We start from the raw sequence: 14,261 nt of genomic DNA, 5'->3' as shown, positions 1-14,261 counted from the left end.
GGTTACAATGAAATTACTTACTTTAGGGCTGCTTACTTTAGGAATGTGTACCACCCTACTTTTTGCCAGTCCAAGCTTTGCGGCTTATGAGCGAAATAAAGCAGTTCCTGTGCAACAAGTCTTGTTTGGTGAAATAAAATCAGTACGCGACATTACTGAACAAGAACTTGTAGAAGACAAAAACAGCGGATGGAAAACCTTCGGTGGCGCCTTACTTGGCGGTGTTATCGGTAATCAGTTTGGCGGCGGCAGTGGGCGTACAGCTGCCACTATTTTAGGCTCAGTGCTAGGTGGCAGCATTGCATATAATCGTCAGCAAGAGCAATATTATAATGAATATTATTTAGTAGAACTAATGATTGAAGTTGAAAACGGTGATCAGTTTATGGTGGTTCAGGAACGCGATAACAAAATGCGCTTTAGTACAGGGGATAATGTACGATTAGTCTATTTATCAGATAACACAGTGCGTGTGGATACGGCTTATTAACTTTTATTAATTATCGTATATTTAAGCCACAAAAAAGCGGGCTCACTTTTTTAAGTCAGCCCGCTTTTTATATTGATAAAACTTATTTCATACCCAGTTTAATTAAAACTGTAAGCTTACATTTGCAAAGTATGCGTCAGAACCAGAGTCATCCCAGTTGTTTCCGTAACCTGCTTTTAAACCAACATTGCGGTTAAAGTAATGTTGTGCACCAAAGCTGTAGTTATCTTCTTTATCAAAAGTAACGAATGCTGAAGTTGCTTTTGTAAAGTAGTAATTAGAACCTAGCTCCCAAGAACTACCAAAATCGTCAGTATCTGAAATAGTACCTTCTACCGTTAAGTAGTTGCCTTGCTTAAGATCCATGAAATATTTAGCGTTTACTGCACGGTAATCAAAATCATCGTCTGATGTTACTGTAAAACCGATATAATCTGTGCTGTTTAACTTATGGTTGTACGCAAGGTCAAATAACGCAAAGTCTTCGCCATCTTTATTTTCAACTAATGTTGCTTTCATTAATAGGTCAGGGTTGAAGAAGTAACCTGCTGAAATTTTATAAGCTTCGTTATTAGTACCGTAGTCTGAATTAGTGTATTCAGCGCCTACAACGAAATCTTTAACAAAATACTCACCGCCAACGGCCGTTGTATCACCGAAATCATCATCAGCATAAGAACCATATACATTTGTTTGTTTGTTTATGTATTCAAACTGGTCATAAGGACCTAGTGTTGATTTAGGCGAAAAGTAATATTTTGAATCAACACTTGCCGTGTCATTGCCATCAGTATCACTGTATCCTACGTGGCTGATAGAGTTATAGCTATCCGCAGCAGTCGCGGCGCCAGAAAGAAGAATACTCGAAATTATAACTGCTAACTTTTTCATAATTAGATTTCCCTATTTACATTGTTTCATCGCCATAGCCGATTGACTAGGACGCGCACATGCTACTCTGATCAAACTGAATGAAAACTTAACTAAGTGCATGTATTTTATTACTATTTTGTGATAAATTGTAAAAACCATGCAACTTAATTGTGAAACTTAAAAGAGAAGCCTCTAAATTGAATATGTTCTTTATATACAATACACCTCTTTAATACTGTCACTTGCTTATTCCCTCTTCTATACGGTTGGGTAGAATCCTTTTTTTAACCTAAGCTTCTAATTACTAAATCAGCTAAGGCTCCTAATAATTAGTACTTACAGCCTTCATTTACACAGCCCTTTAACCTAATAAACATCCTAACTAGGTTACTTCCTGTTTAAATATTTGGTTTTCCAATGTATGGCCATTTACTAATTGGCGGTAACGCCAACCTTCTCGATGGCAGTGCTGTAATAGGGATATATCAAAAACAGTTGTACTGTGCGTATACTCAATAACATATTCTTTCGCTTGGCTTTTATACACCTTACTTACGCCAGTAATACCTTGTAAGCTTTGTTCAACATTTGAATATTCTTCACTTAATAGCAGCGTCATATAATGCATATTTGTGGCTGTACTATTACTCTGCGTGGCATGCTCAGTCAGCTTACCTTTGTTTAAGTGAAGAACTTGGCCACATAATCGTTCAAGTTCAGTTAAATCATGAGAGCTAAGAATGAATGTTGCTTCATTACTTAAGTTCGACACTAATTGGCGTACTTCCCGTGCATGAATAGGATCTAGCCCCGCGGTTGCCTCATCAAGCATGACAATTTCAGGCTGACCGATTAAGGCTTGTGCGATTGTCGCACGCTTGCGCATACCATGAGATAAATCATCCGATCGCTGACTGGCAACATCTCGTAAACCAACTAGCTCTAACACCCTAAATGCTTCTATTTGACTCTGCTTTGTTGAAAGTCCTTGCAGTTGTCCGTAAAAACCTAATTGGTGGGCAATACTAAAACGTGGATCAAGTTGCGCATCTTGTGGTAATGCACTGAGCTTACCAAATAATGCGCTATGGCCTGCCCTCTTACCCATTATGCTTAACTCCCCCTTACTCGGTAATAGGTAGCCACACAACAAACTAAATAGTGTGGTTTTACCCGCCCCGTTGGGACCAACAAGCGCAACAGGCGCTCCTTTGTATATTTCAAAGTTGACTTGGTCAAGTGCTAACTTACTGCCATAGTATTTACTTAAACCATGGGCTTTTATTAATGTGCTCATAATGAACTCCTGGCAAATATCTGCTTTGCAACAGTTAGCATCACTGCAGTTTGTAATAGAGGCACACCTATACTTTTAAATAATCCTGCATTTTGTCCTGCCATTTGTTCAAATTGTACGCCCGGAAATATATAATCAAGTACCACTAAGGCGGGTATTTGCCAACTCAAGATACTGGCAATAATTCCCCCTGCGGTAAAAAACAACACCGCTAAGACAACACATAAACGCGCTGAGCGTGCGAAGGTATTAAATAGCGTCATTAAAGCAATAAACGGTAATACAGCAATTAATAAATAAAAGAACACCATCACACTACGACTAATACCACTGCCGAGTAAGGTCGGATCACGAAAGCCTAATACTGCTAAGGTTGCCACTAAAGTGATAATTAATAACAACGCAAGAATTAATACCTGCCCAAGAAAACGCCCGAATAGAATTTCACTACGTGTTGCTCTAAGTGATAAAAATCTCAGCGTACCGCGGACTTTGTCACCCACTATTTGATCACTACATAAAAATAAACAAAAACTAGGAAAACTATATAAAGCGATTAACCAATACATGGCAAGTTCGGCTTCAGGCCAATCAAAAAGCTTACTAAGCCCAATAGCCCCTAATAAATTATGCGCTAATTCCGCCAAATCTGGTGAACTCATAAAGTTGACAGCTTCACCAATGGGGTAACGTAAAATTAATAGCCAACACAGCGTAAATGCAGCAACGGCAAGTAAACCGCGTTTAGTTAAAAATAACCGTGACAGCTCAAACTGAATAATACTCAATAATCGCTGTGGATTTAGTTGTGTCATAGCTGTTCCTTAAAAAATACATTTCATCTTCTTACACTAAGTGCAAACGCCTTGAATTACTAGCAAAAAACCTACATAGAAACAGTTTATTAAATGATTTAGCCAGCAGTAATTGCTATTTATAAATATTGTTTATAGGTACTTAACGCTTGGCTTAAATCGGCAATTAAGTCTTCAACATCTTCAAGACCGATATGTAAACGGATCACCGGTCCTAGCTGCCAACCGGTAGTTGGGCGCTGCCCTTTCATTGTCAGATTCGCAGTTACTAAGCTCTCGAAACCACCCCATGAGAAGCCCATTTTAAAGTGCGTTAAGCCATCTAAAAAGGCATCAATGGCTTGCTGGTTGCCTTCTTTCATTACAAATGAAAATAAGCCATTACTACCATCGAAGTCACGTTTAAAAAACTCATGTCCTGGGCAAGTCTCAAATGCAGGATGGCGAATATGATCAACCAATGGATGCTGTTCAAGCCACTTAGCGACTTCGATCGCCGCTTTTTCATGTTGATTTAAGCGTACAGCCATAGTGCGTAGGCCTCGAAGCGCTAAATACGCATCATCAGCAGACGTACACTGCCCTAGTAAATATGAATTTTCACGAAGCACTGGCCAATATTTTTTATTAGCTACAGCCGCTCCCATCATGACATCTGAATGACCGACGATGTATTTGGTTGCTGCTTGAATGCTGATATCTACACCGTGTTCAAGTGGGCGAAAATGTAAACCATTGCCGTAAGTGTTATCAAGCATGGTTATCACACTTTGCTCTTTTACCGCATTAACCATAGCCGGCACATCTTGAACTTCCATGGTAATAGAGCCTGGAGATTCTAAAAACAATACCCGTGTGTTGTCCTTTATATAATCGCTAATATCAGCGCCGATACTTGGCGGGTAATAGGTGGTTTCAATGCCAAGTCCGGCTAAAATTTTGTTGCAAAACTCGCGGGTCGGTTCATAGACGTTATCAACCATTAATAGATGATCGCCGGCTTTTAAAAAACATAATAAGGCACTACTAATAGCGGCCGCACCACAAGGGTAAAGCGCACAGCCTTCACCGCCTTCTAATTCAGTAATCGCTTCTTGTAGTGCAAAGTGTGTCGTTGTGCCGCGACGACCATAAAAAAGTGTTTTATCACCACGCGTTTTTCCGGCTTCTTTTAGTTCAGCGACGGAATCAAATACAATTGTCGATGCGCGTTGCACAACCGGGTTAACAACGCCATGGGTATACTTTTTACTGCGCCCTGCGCTCACTAACTGCGTATTTTTTTTACTGTTGCTCGTCATTATTAATCCTTAAAATCGTTCATTAATCTTGTAAGTTACGCCAATGATCAATTAAATAGCGTGAAATAGAATCTGTTCTGGGTAACTTTAAGTGCTCGCCTTCATCATGCCAGTCACCACTTTTATTAAGATCTTCACGGCTAAACCAAAGGGCGTCATCTATTTCATCTTTATCGACTTGAATATGATCTGTAGTGGCGTTTGCAAAAAAGCCTAACATAATCGATGAGGGAAACGGCCATGGTTGGGAGGCTACATATTGCACATTATCAACCGTAATACCGGCTTCTTCCATTACTTCACGGGCTACGGCCTGCTCAAGGGTTTCACCAGGATCAACAAAACCCGCTAAAGAAGAATACATGCCAACAGGCCACGCTGCTTGGCGCCCCAATAAACAACGTTCAACGCCATCAGCAAAGGTACGAGTTACCACCATGATAACCGCAGGATCGGTTCGTGGAAAAGTTTGATGTAAGCACATTGAGTTTGTACATAACCGTGAGTGGCCTGCCTCAATCAAGCGGTTCTCGGCGCCGCAACGGCCACAGAAACGGTGAGTTGCATGCCAATAACATAAGCCGCGCGCTAATGCGGCCATTGACCCTTGTTTTATTTCAATATTCACACCATGGCGGCGAATATCAATAAATTCACGCTCAGCAATCAGTGGCTTTAAACTATAATCATTAAGCTCACTTACATCTAATGAAAAGTGACTGACCTGATGCTCATCTAAACCTAAAAAAATAGCATTACTTAAATCAAGATGCTTGATTTGACTATACTTTAAAAACGAAATGGCAAAATTGTTTAAATCAAATAAGGTATGGTTGTTATTAATTAATAACCAACGACTTTGCTCGTTTACTTGCGATGCTAACCAATTAGCATCTTTGCGTTGGTTTGAGGCGCGGTTTAAGGCCATATTGCTATAGTGAAGCATGCACATCCTCTTTTATTTCTAGATGGCTAAAACTACCACAAGCCTAGCATAAACCCAATTTATTACTGACATTAAAACAGACATAAAAAAAGCCCAAAGGGCTTTAATCACATCATAAATTTAAACCGTTATCGGTCAGTTAAATACGCCTGTAACTTTTGGTTTTCTGACTCAATATGTTGATAAAAATCAATATCTGCAAGCTTGCTCGCAGCCGCTTTATCTATAACAATGACCGCATCCTGGTGTAATTGTAAAGCGGAAGCAGGACAAGCTGCCATTAGAGGGCCTTCAATCATGGCATGAACTGCATCAGCTTTATTTTTGCCAGTAGCCAGTAACACCACTTTTGTTGCTTCTAAAATCGTCCCAATCCCCATCGTAATCGATAAGTGTGGCTGGTATTCATCGGCTTTAAAAAAACGCGCATTGTCATCAATTGTAGCTTTTGTCAGCGTTTTTACACGGGTACGCGAACGTAAACCTGAAGATGGCTCATTAAAACCAATATGACCGTTACGCCCAATTCCTAATAGTTGAACGTCAATGCCACCCGCTTGAGCTATTTTTTGTTCGTATTGCTCGCATGCTTGAACTGGGTTTTTAGCGTCACCTTCCGGTACGAAGGTGTTATCTTTATTGATATCAACAAAGTCAAATAATTGCTTATTCATAAAATAGCGGTAACTTTGTGGGTGCTGGCCTGTTAAACCTAAATATTCATCTAAATTAAATGAAGTAGCTTGGCTAAATGTAATATCGCCTGCGTTGCTCTTTGCAATGAGCTGTTGATATAACGCAACAGGCGTTGAGCCAGTGGCTAAACCTAATACAGAGGTTGGCTTTTTTTGTAATTGTGTTGCGAAAATATTCGCGCCGTATGATGCTACTTCTGCTGCATCATTTAAAATAACTATTTGCATATATAATCGCTCACATTAATAGTTGATTAAAAATGGGATCTAAGCCCAATTCCATGTGCAATCGAATTGGAGCTTAGATCAAACTAAACCAGATACGAAAGTTTAGTCAACACCATTATGACAACGCTGTCATAATCTCCGATTTAATTGTACTTGTAAAGTAAAAGTGAATTATCTTTCACTTTTTTAATAAATGGGTATATCTATTTTATACCAATATAACCATTACACACTGACGAATATTTTTCTTTTATACATTCAGCGTAATAACTGTATTGCACTGCAACTGCATCAATAACAACACTAAACACGCTCAGGCTGATATATCCCCAATCGACTAACTCACATACTGCTAATACTTTAGCGCTCCAAACAACGGTGACAACCGCGAAATAACTTGTCCACAGCTCTTTATTGACTGGAAGCCGAAAATCCCAGAGCGAGCCAAAATAAACTCTCAAAACGCCTGAAGAAAATATTATAGCGAACCTTTACGCCACCTATTTGGTTTCCTCTGGGTATTAACTGACCAGCAAACGCACCGATCCTAGCATTAATAATAGCGAGTAAAATGGATATCACACCTTTTGGGTAAACCAGTGTATTTTTATAACTAATACCCGATAAAAAGTATTAATCAAACGATGCCTTCCAACTTCCTGTTGCACTTAAATCCTCAGTGCTACCAGCCGGTATCGCAATAAACACAGCAAAACTTAATAACCTACAACTAGCCCAAGAGCAGTCGCAATTTACGTGTTTTACGATAATATATTTTGCGTTCAATCTATCGACTTAAGCGCAAGATCTATAGCCATATCCGATACACGACGTTTTTCAGGAACAGGCTAAGTTGCTAGCCCACCAATATACGTTTTTGTGACATATTGATGCTCATCTAGCACCACAAAATCAGCGTCAAAGCCGTCGATTAAACGACCTTTTTTGACCAAACTTAAATATTGTGCCGGATAAAGCGCAGCCATACGTAAGCTTTCACCTAAACTAATGTCTAGGGTGTTTACCGAATTGCGTACGGCACTTGCCATATCAAGTACACTACCGGCAAGCTCTCCGGTGCTCGAATTGAGTCTACCGCCAGTACGAATTACTTTACGGCCATCAAAAAAATCAAATTCCATGTCATCAGTGCCTACTGGTGGCATAGCATCCGTTACAAGCATAATTTTACCGCGCTGCTTGGTACGAATAGCTAATTTAGCGGACAGGGCATGAACATGATGGCCATCTACAATTAAGCCACACCAGCTGTTATCGTGCCAAAGTGCTGCGCCTACCACACCCGGTTCGCGAGACGTGAACGGTGACATGGCATTATATAAATGTGTAAAACCATCAGCACCTGCGTTAAGTGCTGCCATAGTGGTCGCATAATCAGCATTTGTATGACCAATTGAGACTTTTACGCCACAGGAAACTAAACGAGCTATATCAGCAACACTGACCGTTTCAGGTGCTAATGTGACCATTTTTATACCTAAATCTTGACGTGCATAAATGGCAAATTCTTGCTCGCTAATCGGGCGAATAAATTGCTCACTGTGCGTGCCCTTCTTTGGTAATGATAAATGTGGGCCTTCAAAATGAATCCCTAACACACCAGGAGTACCTTCGCTAATTGCTTTTGAGGTTGCATCAGCCGCCGCTTGCATAGTTTCAACTTTATCGGTGATAAGCGTTGGCATTAATGCAGTTGAGCCAAACTGGCCGTGAGCCTTAACAATTTTATCCAAACATTCAGGGCTTTGCTCAGCATTAAAAAATGCACCACCGCCACCATTAACTTGTACATCAATAAAGCCGGGAGCAACTAAGCCGTCAAGTTCGGTGATATTTTCATCCGTTGAACTTTCTAAATTAAACACACCATTTTCAACACTAAATAAGGCGTTGTCGATAAAATCTTCTGCGGTAAACAACTGCTTAGCACGGTAAAAAGTTTTCATTATGCAGTAACCTCTTGATATTGTTTAAGCACTGACTGTTGAGCAAAATAAATAGCGCCCATCTCGGGTGGCTGAACAGGAGGCTTAACCAACTTTACTATTTTCGGATCAAGCCATTTACTTAACGGCTCAGCTAACCCACCGATTATTGATAAACGCGGTGGTTTAATTTCTAATAGACGTTCTGATAATTGATTAATATAATCAGCGCCTTCTTTAACTATTGCTAATGCAATCAAGTCATTTTTTTCTGCGGTTTCAAATACTATGCGTGCTAGTTTGGCATAACTGCTCGATGGCTGCCCGGCCATTTTTTCGGCAATTTCCATGGCACTATTAACCTCAAAGTGGTTTTTAAAGGTCTCTGTCATAGCTGTTTTTGGCCCTAAACCATCTAGTTCTACAAGCACCGCCTTAATCGCTTCAAGGCCCATCCAAGCACCACTGCCTTTATCGCCTAACGCAAAGCCATGACCACCATAGTTAACCGACTTACCCTTTACACATGAAAACCCACATGATCCAGTGCCTGTAATAATAACAGCACCATCACCACCGTCATGCGCACCTATACAAGCTGTATGTAAGTCAGTGGTTAAAAAAAGTTGCTTAAATGGATGATCCCACTCATTAATTTTGTCATATAAATTAGGTAAGTTTACCCCAGCCAAGCCAAGACCGGCATACATTTGGTGCACCCTATCTAACTTTAATCCTGCATCACGCATGGCCAATTGTGTCGATACCATAATCGACTCTAATGTGCGGTCTAAACCATGTAATGGATTCGCGGGACCGCCAAGACCTGTTCCTAATACCCCGTGTTGTTTTGAGTATATAGTTGCACGGCACTTTGTTCCGCCTCCATCGATACCAATAAACAATTGGTCCTCATTCTTAGCCATCATGTAACGACCTCTAACCTTCGTTTGTATTTGTATTTAACAACATTTAATTCTTATTATCTGAATGCGGTATTCCCTAACCACGGCGAGTTAATGTTACACAAAAAATGACAGCGTTGTCATTTATTTTTCAATAAAATACATCCCTCGTTTTTATTAAACTTTAACGCATTGAAATATTTATCAATTATTATTCTTAAAAATTTAGCCAAGGGCTTAAAAACACGTATTTTATATTCAAATCACGTCATATTAGCCAATTTTAGTTTCTTTTTCAAAAACACCTTGGTCAATTAACCAACCAAGCTTACCTAAAATAATAATTTAGTAAAGATCTAAGGTGAGTAGTGGAATATGTTTTCTAGCGACTTTCCAAAAACCGCTGCAATTTTAAATGCCACTTCTAATGAAGGAGAATATCTAGCAGCTTCTATTGCAGCAATTGTTTGCCGCGTTACCCCTACATGATCTGCTAATTGCTGCTGAGTCATTCCATCATGGTGAAATCGCAGGGTTCTAATTGTATTTGTGATTGCTAACTTTGCCATTTTAACCTCTATGCAATAACCATGTTTCTACAGCAGCGCCAATCACTTCACTCAATAATGCAGCTATAACTAACTGATGCACCGGGCTCATTGGTATTGGGTACACTGAGTCAACCAATATAGCAAAAACAGTATTTACAACGCCGAGTTGTAAAATAAACAAGCTCACACTTTTAGCCTTTAACGCTATTGCTTGCTCACGCTCATCTTTGAGCTGCTTAGCATATTTAGAATTAAAAGCAGCTAAAATACTATGCATAACAACAAGCATTACTAGCGTTTGGATAACCAATTTTATAATTAAACCGCTCGCAAGTGTTGGATCCATCTGCGCTTCAGGGCTCATTGATAATACAGCTTGTAAATAATTAAACAGCACTATTAACGTTATACCGGCTTCTAATAACCGTGTTTTTTGTGTGTAACTCATTATTGTGGCCTCTAGTGCAAAGTATTTCGGACTTAATGTTAAAAATAACTAACATAGAAACTATAGAAACACACATTAACAATGTCAAATAAAATTAACATTGAGTTAAGTTTTATTTGCATTGCTATTTTACAATAACAATGAATCGTCAATACAGTGAAATTGCGCTGCGCTTTGTTTAAGCGCATCGGCAGTGAGCCTATCCGCTCCGTATACCTCGCCAGGAACATTATACTCATGCTGCAAATGACCAAGTAATAAAGCAAAATCTCCATCACCTGAGAGTAAAATCACTTTATCTAACTTTTTACCCTGCTCTAGCATATCAATGGTAATACCGACATCCCAATCCCCTTTCGCACTGCCATCACGGCGCTGTATAAAAGGCTTGAGCTTCACTTCAAAGCCTATTGCACGCAAAATATTTTGAAACTGGCTTTGCTTTTCATCTCCGCGATAAATAGCATACGCGAATGCACATTCAATTTGGTTTTCTGCGCTTACTTTGGCCCAAAAAGCGTTGTAGTCAAAGTTTTTACCGTAGGTTTCACGGCAGGTATAATAAATATTTTGTACATCGACAAAAATACCAACTCGAGGCTTATTAAGCGGCTGGCTGTCAATTGCTGGGTTCGCTGGCATTACTTTGTTGTTCCTTTTAAGAGCCTAAATTAAAGCGTTAAATTCACTTTCAACTACTTTAACATAGTTACCCGGCTTGATTTTTTATTCTTTGTAACCTAAATTAGTTACATATCAACTTGTAACCGTATTTAGTTACATGTATAAGTGTAACTTAATACGATTACTTAAAACTAGGTAAAACTATGATTGCAGTTATAACAGGCGATGTGATCAAATCACAGAGTATTCCCAAACAACAATACGATGCCATGCTATATCAGCTTGATCAAAGCCTGCGCAATATTGATCAGCGTTTTGATGCAAAAAGTAACCTTTACCGAGGAGACGAATTCCAATTACAACTTAATCAAAGTGAACACCTCTGTACTGTAGCACTACTGCTTTATTTACAAATAAAAGCAGCAGGCTATGAGGTTAGACAAAGCTTAGCAATGGGTAATATTGATAACGCCCGAGCCGATATAAAAACCGCGACTGGCTCTGCTTTTACTTTATCTGGCCAACATTTAGATGAAATGAATTCAAAACGGTTGGTGCTCAATATTGCTAAGCAACAAGTTAACCCTGGTTTAAAGTTAAATATTGCCTTTGTTGAAGTGTTACTAAGTAAAATGAGTCAAAAGCAAGCCAATGCCTTATTTGTGTATTTAACAGCTGAAAACAAGCTACATAGTGAACTGGCCAAACAACTTAAAACTAGTCGAGAAAATGTCACTAAACTACTTAATCTTGCTCACTACCAGTTAATTGAAAGCTTTTTAACTTACGCAGAATACACGCTCCGCGAATATATTAAGGGCGCCTCTGCATGACATTTACTTTATTACTTGTTGCCTTATTTATAGGCCATATTTTAGCTGATTTTTATTGGCAACCGATGGGCTGGGTTAATAATCGTAACACGCAGCATTTTAGGGCACATAAGCTTTATTTACATGTGTTAGTGCATGGTCTAACTAGTGCAGTAATCATCGCGGGTTGGGAGTATTATTATGGTTGGCAAGACTGTATTCGAATTGCCTATGCAAGCCTGATTATAATGATCACCCATTACTTTATCGACCTTGCAAAATCCTATTCAAACAAGGGGGTTATACCCTTCATACTTGACCAACTGGCACACTGTCTAATTTTATTATTAGTCACAGTTTGGTTAACTGACAACACTGAACTTTTTACTCATATAGGGCAGTTGTTTTTAGCACCAAACACTTTATGGGTGCTATGTGGCTACTTATTAATACTTAATCCTAGTGCCGTATTTATCCGTATGATGCTAGAGCGGATAACATCAGGGTTTAGCACTACCGGCAGTTTACCCGCAGCAGGGCAAAGTATAGGCATGCTAGAGCGTGTGCTGATGTTGAGCTTTATTTTACTCGACCAATTTGCCGGTGTCGGGTTTTTATTAGCAGCTAAGTCAGTTTTTAGATTTGGTGACTTAAGCGCCAGTAAAGACAAAAAACTTACTGAATATGTGATGTTAGGCACATTATTAAGTGTCACTGTAACGTTATTTATAGGACTGGCTGTAAGCTATTTAGCTAAAAATTAAATAAAGTGATATAGATACAAAAAAACGCGTCAATTGACGCGTTTTTTTAGTGTCGTTAAAAAGTAGCTAGTTTAGTTATTACCTTCTGAGCCAGCATTACTTGGGCGACGACGGCGCTGGTTAGCCTTACCAACTGATTGGCGTTTTGACCACGGGGTTTGCGCGTTGTCAGCATCGTGTTTATTCGCATCAGCCTTTTTACCTGAGCCACCACGACGAGGCCCTGTACCATTACCACCATTGTTAGACTTTTTGGAATCTGATTTAGGCTTTGAAAATGGTTGTTTGGCTTTTTTTGGCTTTTTCGGTTTGATTGGTCTAGCATCGAGCTCGCGCTCTGGTACACCTTGTGTTGGTTCAAACCCAGGCTCAGAAGCACGCGGAATAAGCTCGCCAATAAATCGCTCAATACCGTATAAATCGGCGGCATCATCAACTGTTACGAGTGAAATTGCGTGCCCACTTGCACCTGCACGACCAGTACGGCCGATACGATGTACATAATCTTCATAAATATTAGGTAGGTCGTAGTTTACGACATGTGGCAATTCAACAATATCCAAACCACGGGCAACAATATCTGTTGCAACTAATACGCGCACTTCACCACTTTTAAAACCATCTAGCGCTTTTACACGTGCACCTTGCGATTTGTTACCGTGAATAGCAGCGCCAACAATATCATCACGCTCAAGCTGTTTTACTAAGCGATTAGCGCCATGCTTAGTACGGCTAAACACCAACACTTGCTGCCAATTATTACTACGTATTAAATGGCTTAACAAGGCTGTTTTACGGGGTTTATCAACCGCGTAAACTGATTGTGTAACACTTTTAGCTGTGGTGTTTTTAGCAGCGACAGAAATTTCAATGGGGGAGTTGATAAGTCCTTTTGCAAGACTACGAATTTCATCAGAAAATGTCGCCGAGAACATTAAATTTTGGCGTACCGGCGGTAATTTAGTGATGATACGTTTAATATCATGAATAAAACCCATATCAAGCATGCGGTCGGCTTCGTCAAGCACCAACACTTCTAAATTATCAAACTTAATCGCGTTTTGATTATGTAAGTCAATCAAGCGTCCAGGGGTAGCCACTAAAATATCTACGCCTTTGCGCAAACGCGCCATTTGTGGGTTTATTTTTACCCCGCCATAAACCACAAATGAGCTAACATTTGAATGCTTTGCATACTCTTCAACATTTTCGCTTACTTGTAATGCCAGCTCACGTGTTGGCGTTAAAATAAGCGCACGCACTTGATTGCCTTTGGCTTTTGGCCCTTTAGATAGACGCTCAATAAGAGGCAAAGTAAACCCTGCAGTTTTACCTGTACCTGTTTGCGCAGCAGCCATAACATCGCGACCGTCAATAATAGCTGGAATAGCTTGAGCCTGGATTGGCGTTGGCGTTTCATAGCCCTTTTCTAAAACCGCATTAACTAAAGACTGTGATAAACCTAACCCATCAAAACTCATATTCTCTCTCAATAATTGCACGGCCGAAGTGGCCAAGCGCGCATTATACCGATCACACGAAATAATGCATGATAATATTTTCTTA

The 14,261-nt window shown here is 39.8% G+C and carries 15 protein-coding genes; 3 read left to right on the top strand and 12 right to left on the bottom strand.

Translation table 11 applies throughout. The features are described from left to right. Window positions 1–7 precede the first annotated feature (7 nt). Window positions 8–490 carry a glycine zipper 2TM domain-containing protein gene (locus ACT3S9_RS06165; protein WP_444750813.1) on the top strand — a complete coding sequence of 161 codons (483 nt, stop codon included), beginning with the start codon at window positions 8–10 and terminating at the stop codon, window positions 488–490. Window positions 491–592: 102 nt separating this feature from the next. On the opposite strand, the gene ACT3S9_RS06160 is transcribed toward ACT3S9_RS06165, so the two are convergent. The 11 genes from ACT3S9_RS06160 to ACT3S9_RS06110 form a co-directional block, all read right to left on the bottom strand. Next, window positions 593–1,381, bottom strand: a complete 789-nt coding sequence (locus ACT3S9_RS06160; RefSeq protein WP_444750812.1) for a putative porin — start codon at window positions 1,379–1,381, stop codon at window positions 593–595. A 364-nt stretch (window positions 1,382–1,745) separates the two neighbouring features. After that, a complete protein-coding gene (locus ACT3S9_RS06155) occupies window positions 1,746–2,660 on the bottom strand; it encodes an ABC transporter ATP-binding protein (RefSeq protein ID WP_441994566.1) in 915 nt (304 codons plus the stop codon). After that, window positions 2,657–3,475 carry an ABC transporter permease subunit gene (locus ACT3S9_RS06150; RefSeq protein WP_441834992.1) on the bottom strand — a complete coding sequence of 273 codons (819 nt, stop codon included), beginning with the start codon at window positions 3,473–3,475 and terminating at the stop codon, window positions 2,657–2,659. Before ACT3S9_RS06150 ends, ACT3S9_RS06155 begins: the two co-directional genes overlap by 4 nt. A gap of 119 nt (window positions 3,476–3,594) precedes the next feature. Beyond that, window positions 3,595–4,776: a cystathionine beta-lyase gene (locus ACT3S9_RS06145; RefSeq protein WP_441834993.1), complete on the bottom strand. Its 1,182-nt coding sequence runs from the start codon at window positions 4,774–4,776 to the stop codon at window positions 3,595–3,597. 22 nt (window positions 4,777–4,798) lie between these two features. Then, the gene (nudC, locus tag ACT3S9_RS06140; RefSeq protein WP_441834994.1) at window positions 4,799–5,722 is read right to left on the bottom strand and encodes an NAD(+) diphosphatase; all 924 of its coding nucleotides are present in this window, start codon (window positions 5,720–5,722) and stop codon (window positions 4,799–4,801) included. A 128-nt stretch (window positions 5,723–5,850) separates the two neighbouring features. Further along, the gene (nagB, locus tag ACT3S9_RS06135) at window positions 5,851–6,645 is read right to left on the bottom strand and encodes a glucosamine-6-phosphate deaminase (RefSeq protein WP_441834995.1); all 795 of its coding nucleotides are present in this window, start codon (window positions 6,643–6,645) and stop codon (window positions 5,851–5,853) included. An 848-nt stretch (window positions 6,646–7,493) separates the two neighbouring features. Continuing rightward, window positions 7,494–8,612, bottom strand: a complete 1,119-nt coding sequence (gene nagA / locus ACT3S9_RS06130) for an N-acetylglucosamine-6-phosphate deacetylase (protein WP_441834997.1) — start codon at window positions 8,610–8,612, stop codon at window positions 7,494–7,496. Beyond that, window positions 8,612–9,520 carry an N-acetylglucosamine kinase gene (gene nagK / locus ACT3S9_RS06125; protein ID WP_441834998.1) on the bottom strand — a complete coding sequence of 303 codons (909 nt, stop codon included), beginning with the start codon at window positions 9,518–9,520 and terminating at the stop codon, window positions 8,612–8,614. The genes nagA and nagK overlap by 1 nt, the downstream gene beginning before the upstream one ends. Window positions 9,521–9,852: 332 nt before the next feature. Further along, window positions 9,853–10,065, bottom strand: coding sequence for a helix-turn-helix transcriptional regulator (locus ACT3S9_RS06120; protein WP_441834999.1), 213 nt, complete (start codon window positions 10,063–10,065; stop codon window positions 9,853–9,855). A 1-nt stretch (window position 10,066) separates the two neighbouring features. Beyond that, window positions 10,067–10,495 (bottom strand): hypothetical protein, encoded by a 429-nt coding sequence (locus tag ACT3S9_RS06115; protein ID WP_441835000.1) that lies wholly within the window; start codon window positions 10,493–10,495, stop codon window positions 10,067–10,069. Between the two features lie 129 nt (window positions 10,496–10,624). Further along, on the bottom strand, window positions 10,625–11,137 hold the full coding sequence (locus tag ACT3S9_RS06110; protein ID WP_441835001.1) for a LabA-like NYN domain-containing protein: 513 nt from the start codon (window positions 11,135–11,137) through the stop codon (window positions 10,625–10,627). Window positions 11,138–11,322: 185 nt separating this feature from the next. Here ACT3S9_RS06110 and ACT3S9_RS06105 point away from each other — a divergent pair, with 185 nt between their 5' ends. Both ACT3S9_RS06105 and ACT3S9_RS06100 read left to right on the top strand, forming a co-directional pair. Beyond that, entirely contained in the window at window positions 11,323–11,952 is a 630-nt protein-coding gene (locus ACT3S9_RS06105) for a hypothetical protein (protein ID WP_441835002.1), read from the top strand. Beyond that, the gene (locus ACT3S9_RS06100; protein WP_441835003.1) at window positions 11,949–12,695 is read left to right on the top strand and encodes a DUF3307 domain-containing protein; all 747 of its coding nucleotides are present in this window, start codon (window positions 11,949–11,951) and stop codon (window positions 12,693–12,695) included. The genes ACT3S9_RS06105 and ACT3S9_RS06100 overlap by 4 nt, the downstream gene beginning before the upstream one ends. A 71-nt stretch (window positions 12,696–12,766) precedes the next feature. Here the strand turns inward: ACT3S9_RS06100 and ACT3S9_RS06095 are convergent, their stop codons facing one another. Further along, entirely contained in the window at window positions 12,767–14,176 is a 1,410-nt protein-coding gene (locus ACT3S9_RS06095; RefSeq protein WP_441835004.1) for a DEAD/DEAH box helicase, read from the bottom strand. Between the last annotated feature and the right edge of the window lie 85 nt (window positions 14,177–14,261).

It is taken from the genome of Pseudoalteromonas sp. AOP31-A2-14 (genome assembly GCF_052378035.1).
Taxonomy (GTDB): Bacteria; Pseudomonadota; Gammaproteobacteria; order Enterobacterales; family Alteromonadaceae; genus Pseudoalteromonas.
Note: the sequence above shows the minus strand (reverse complement) of the source record. Positions and strands in the feature narration are given on the sequence as shown.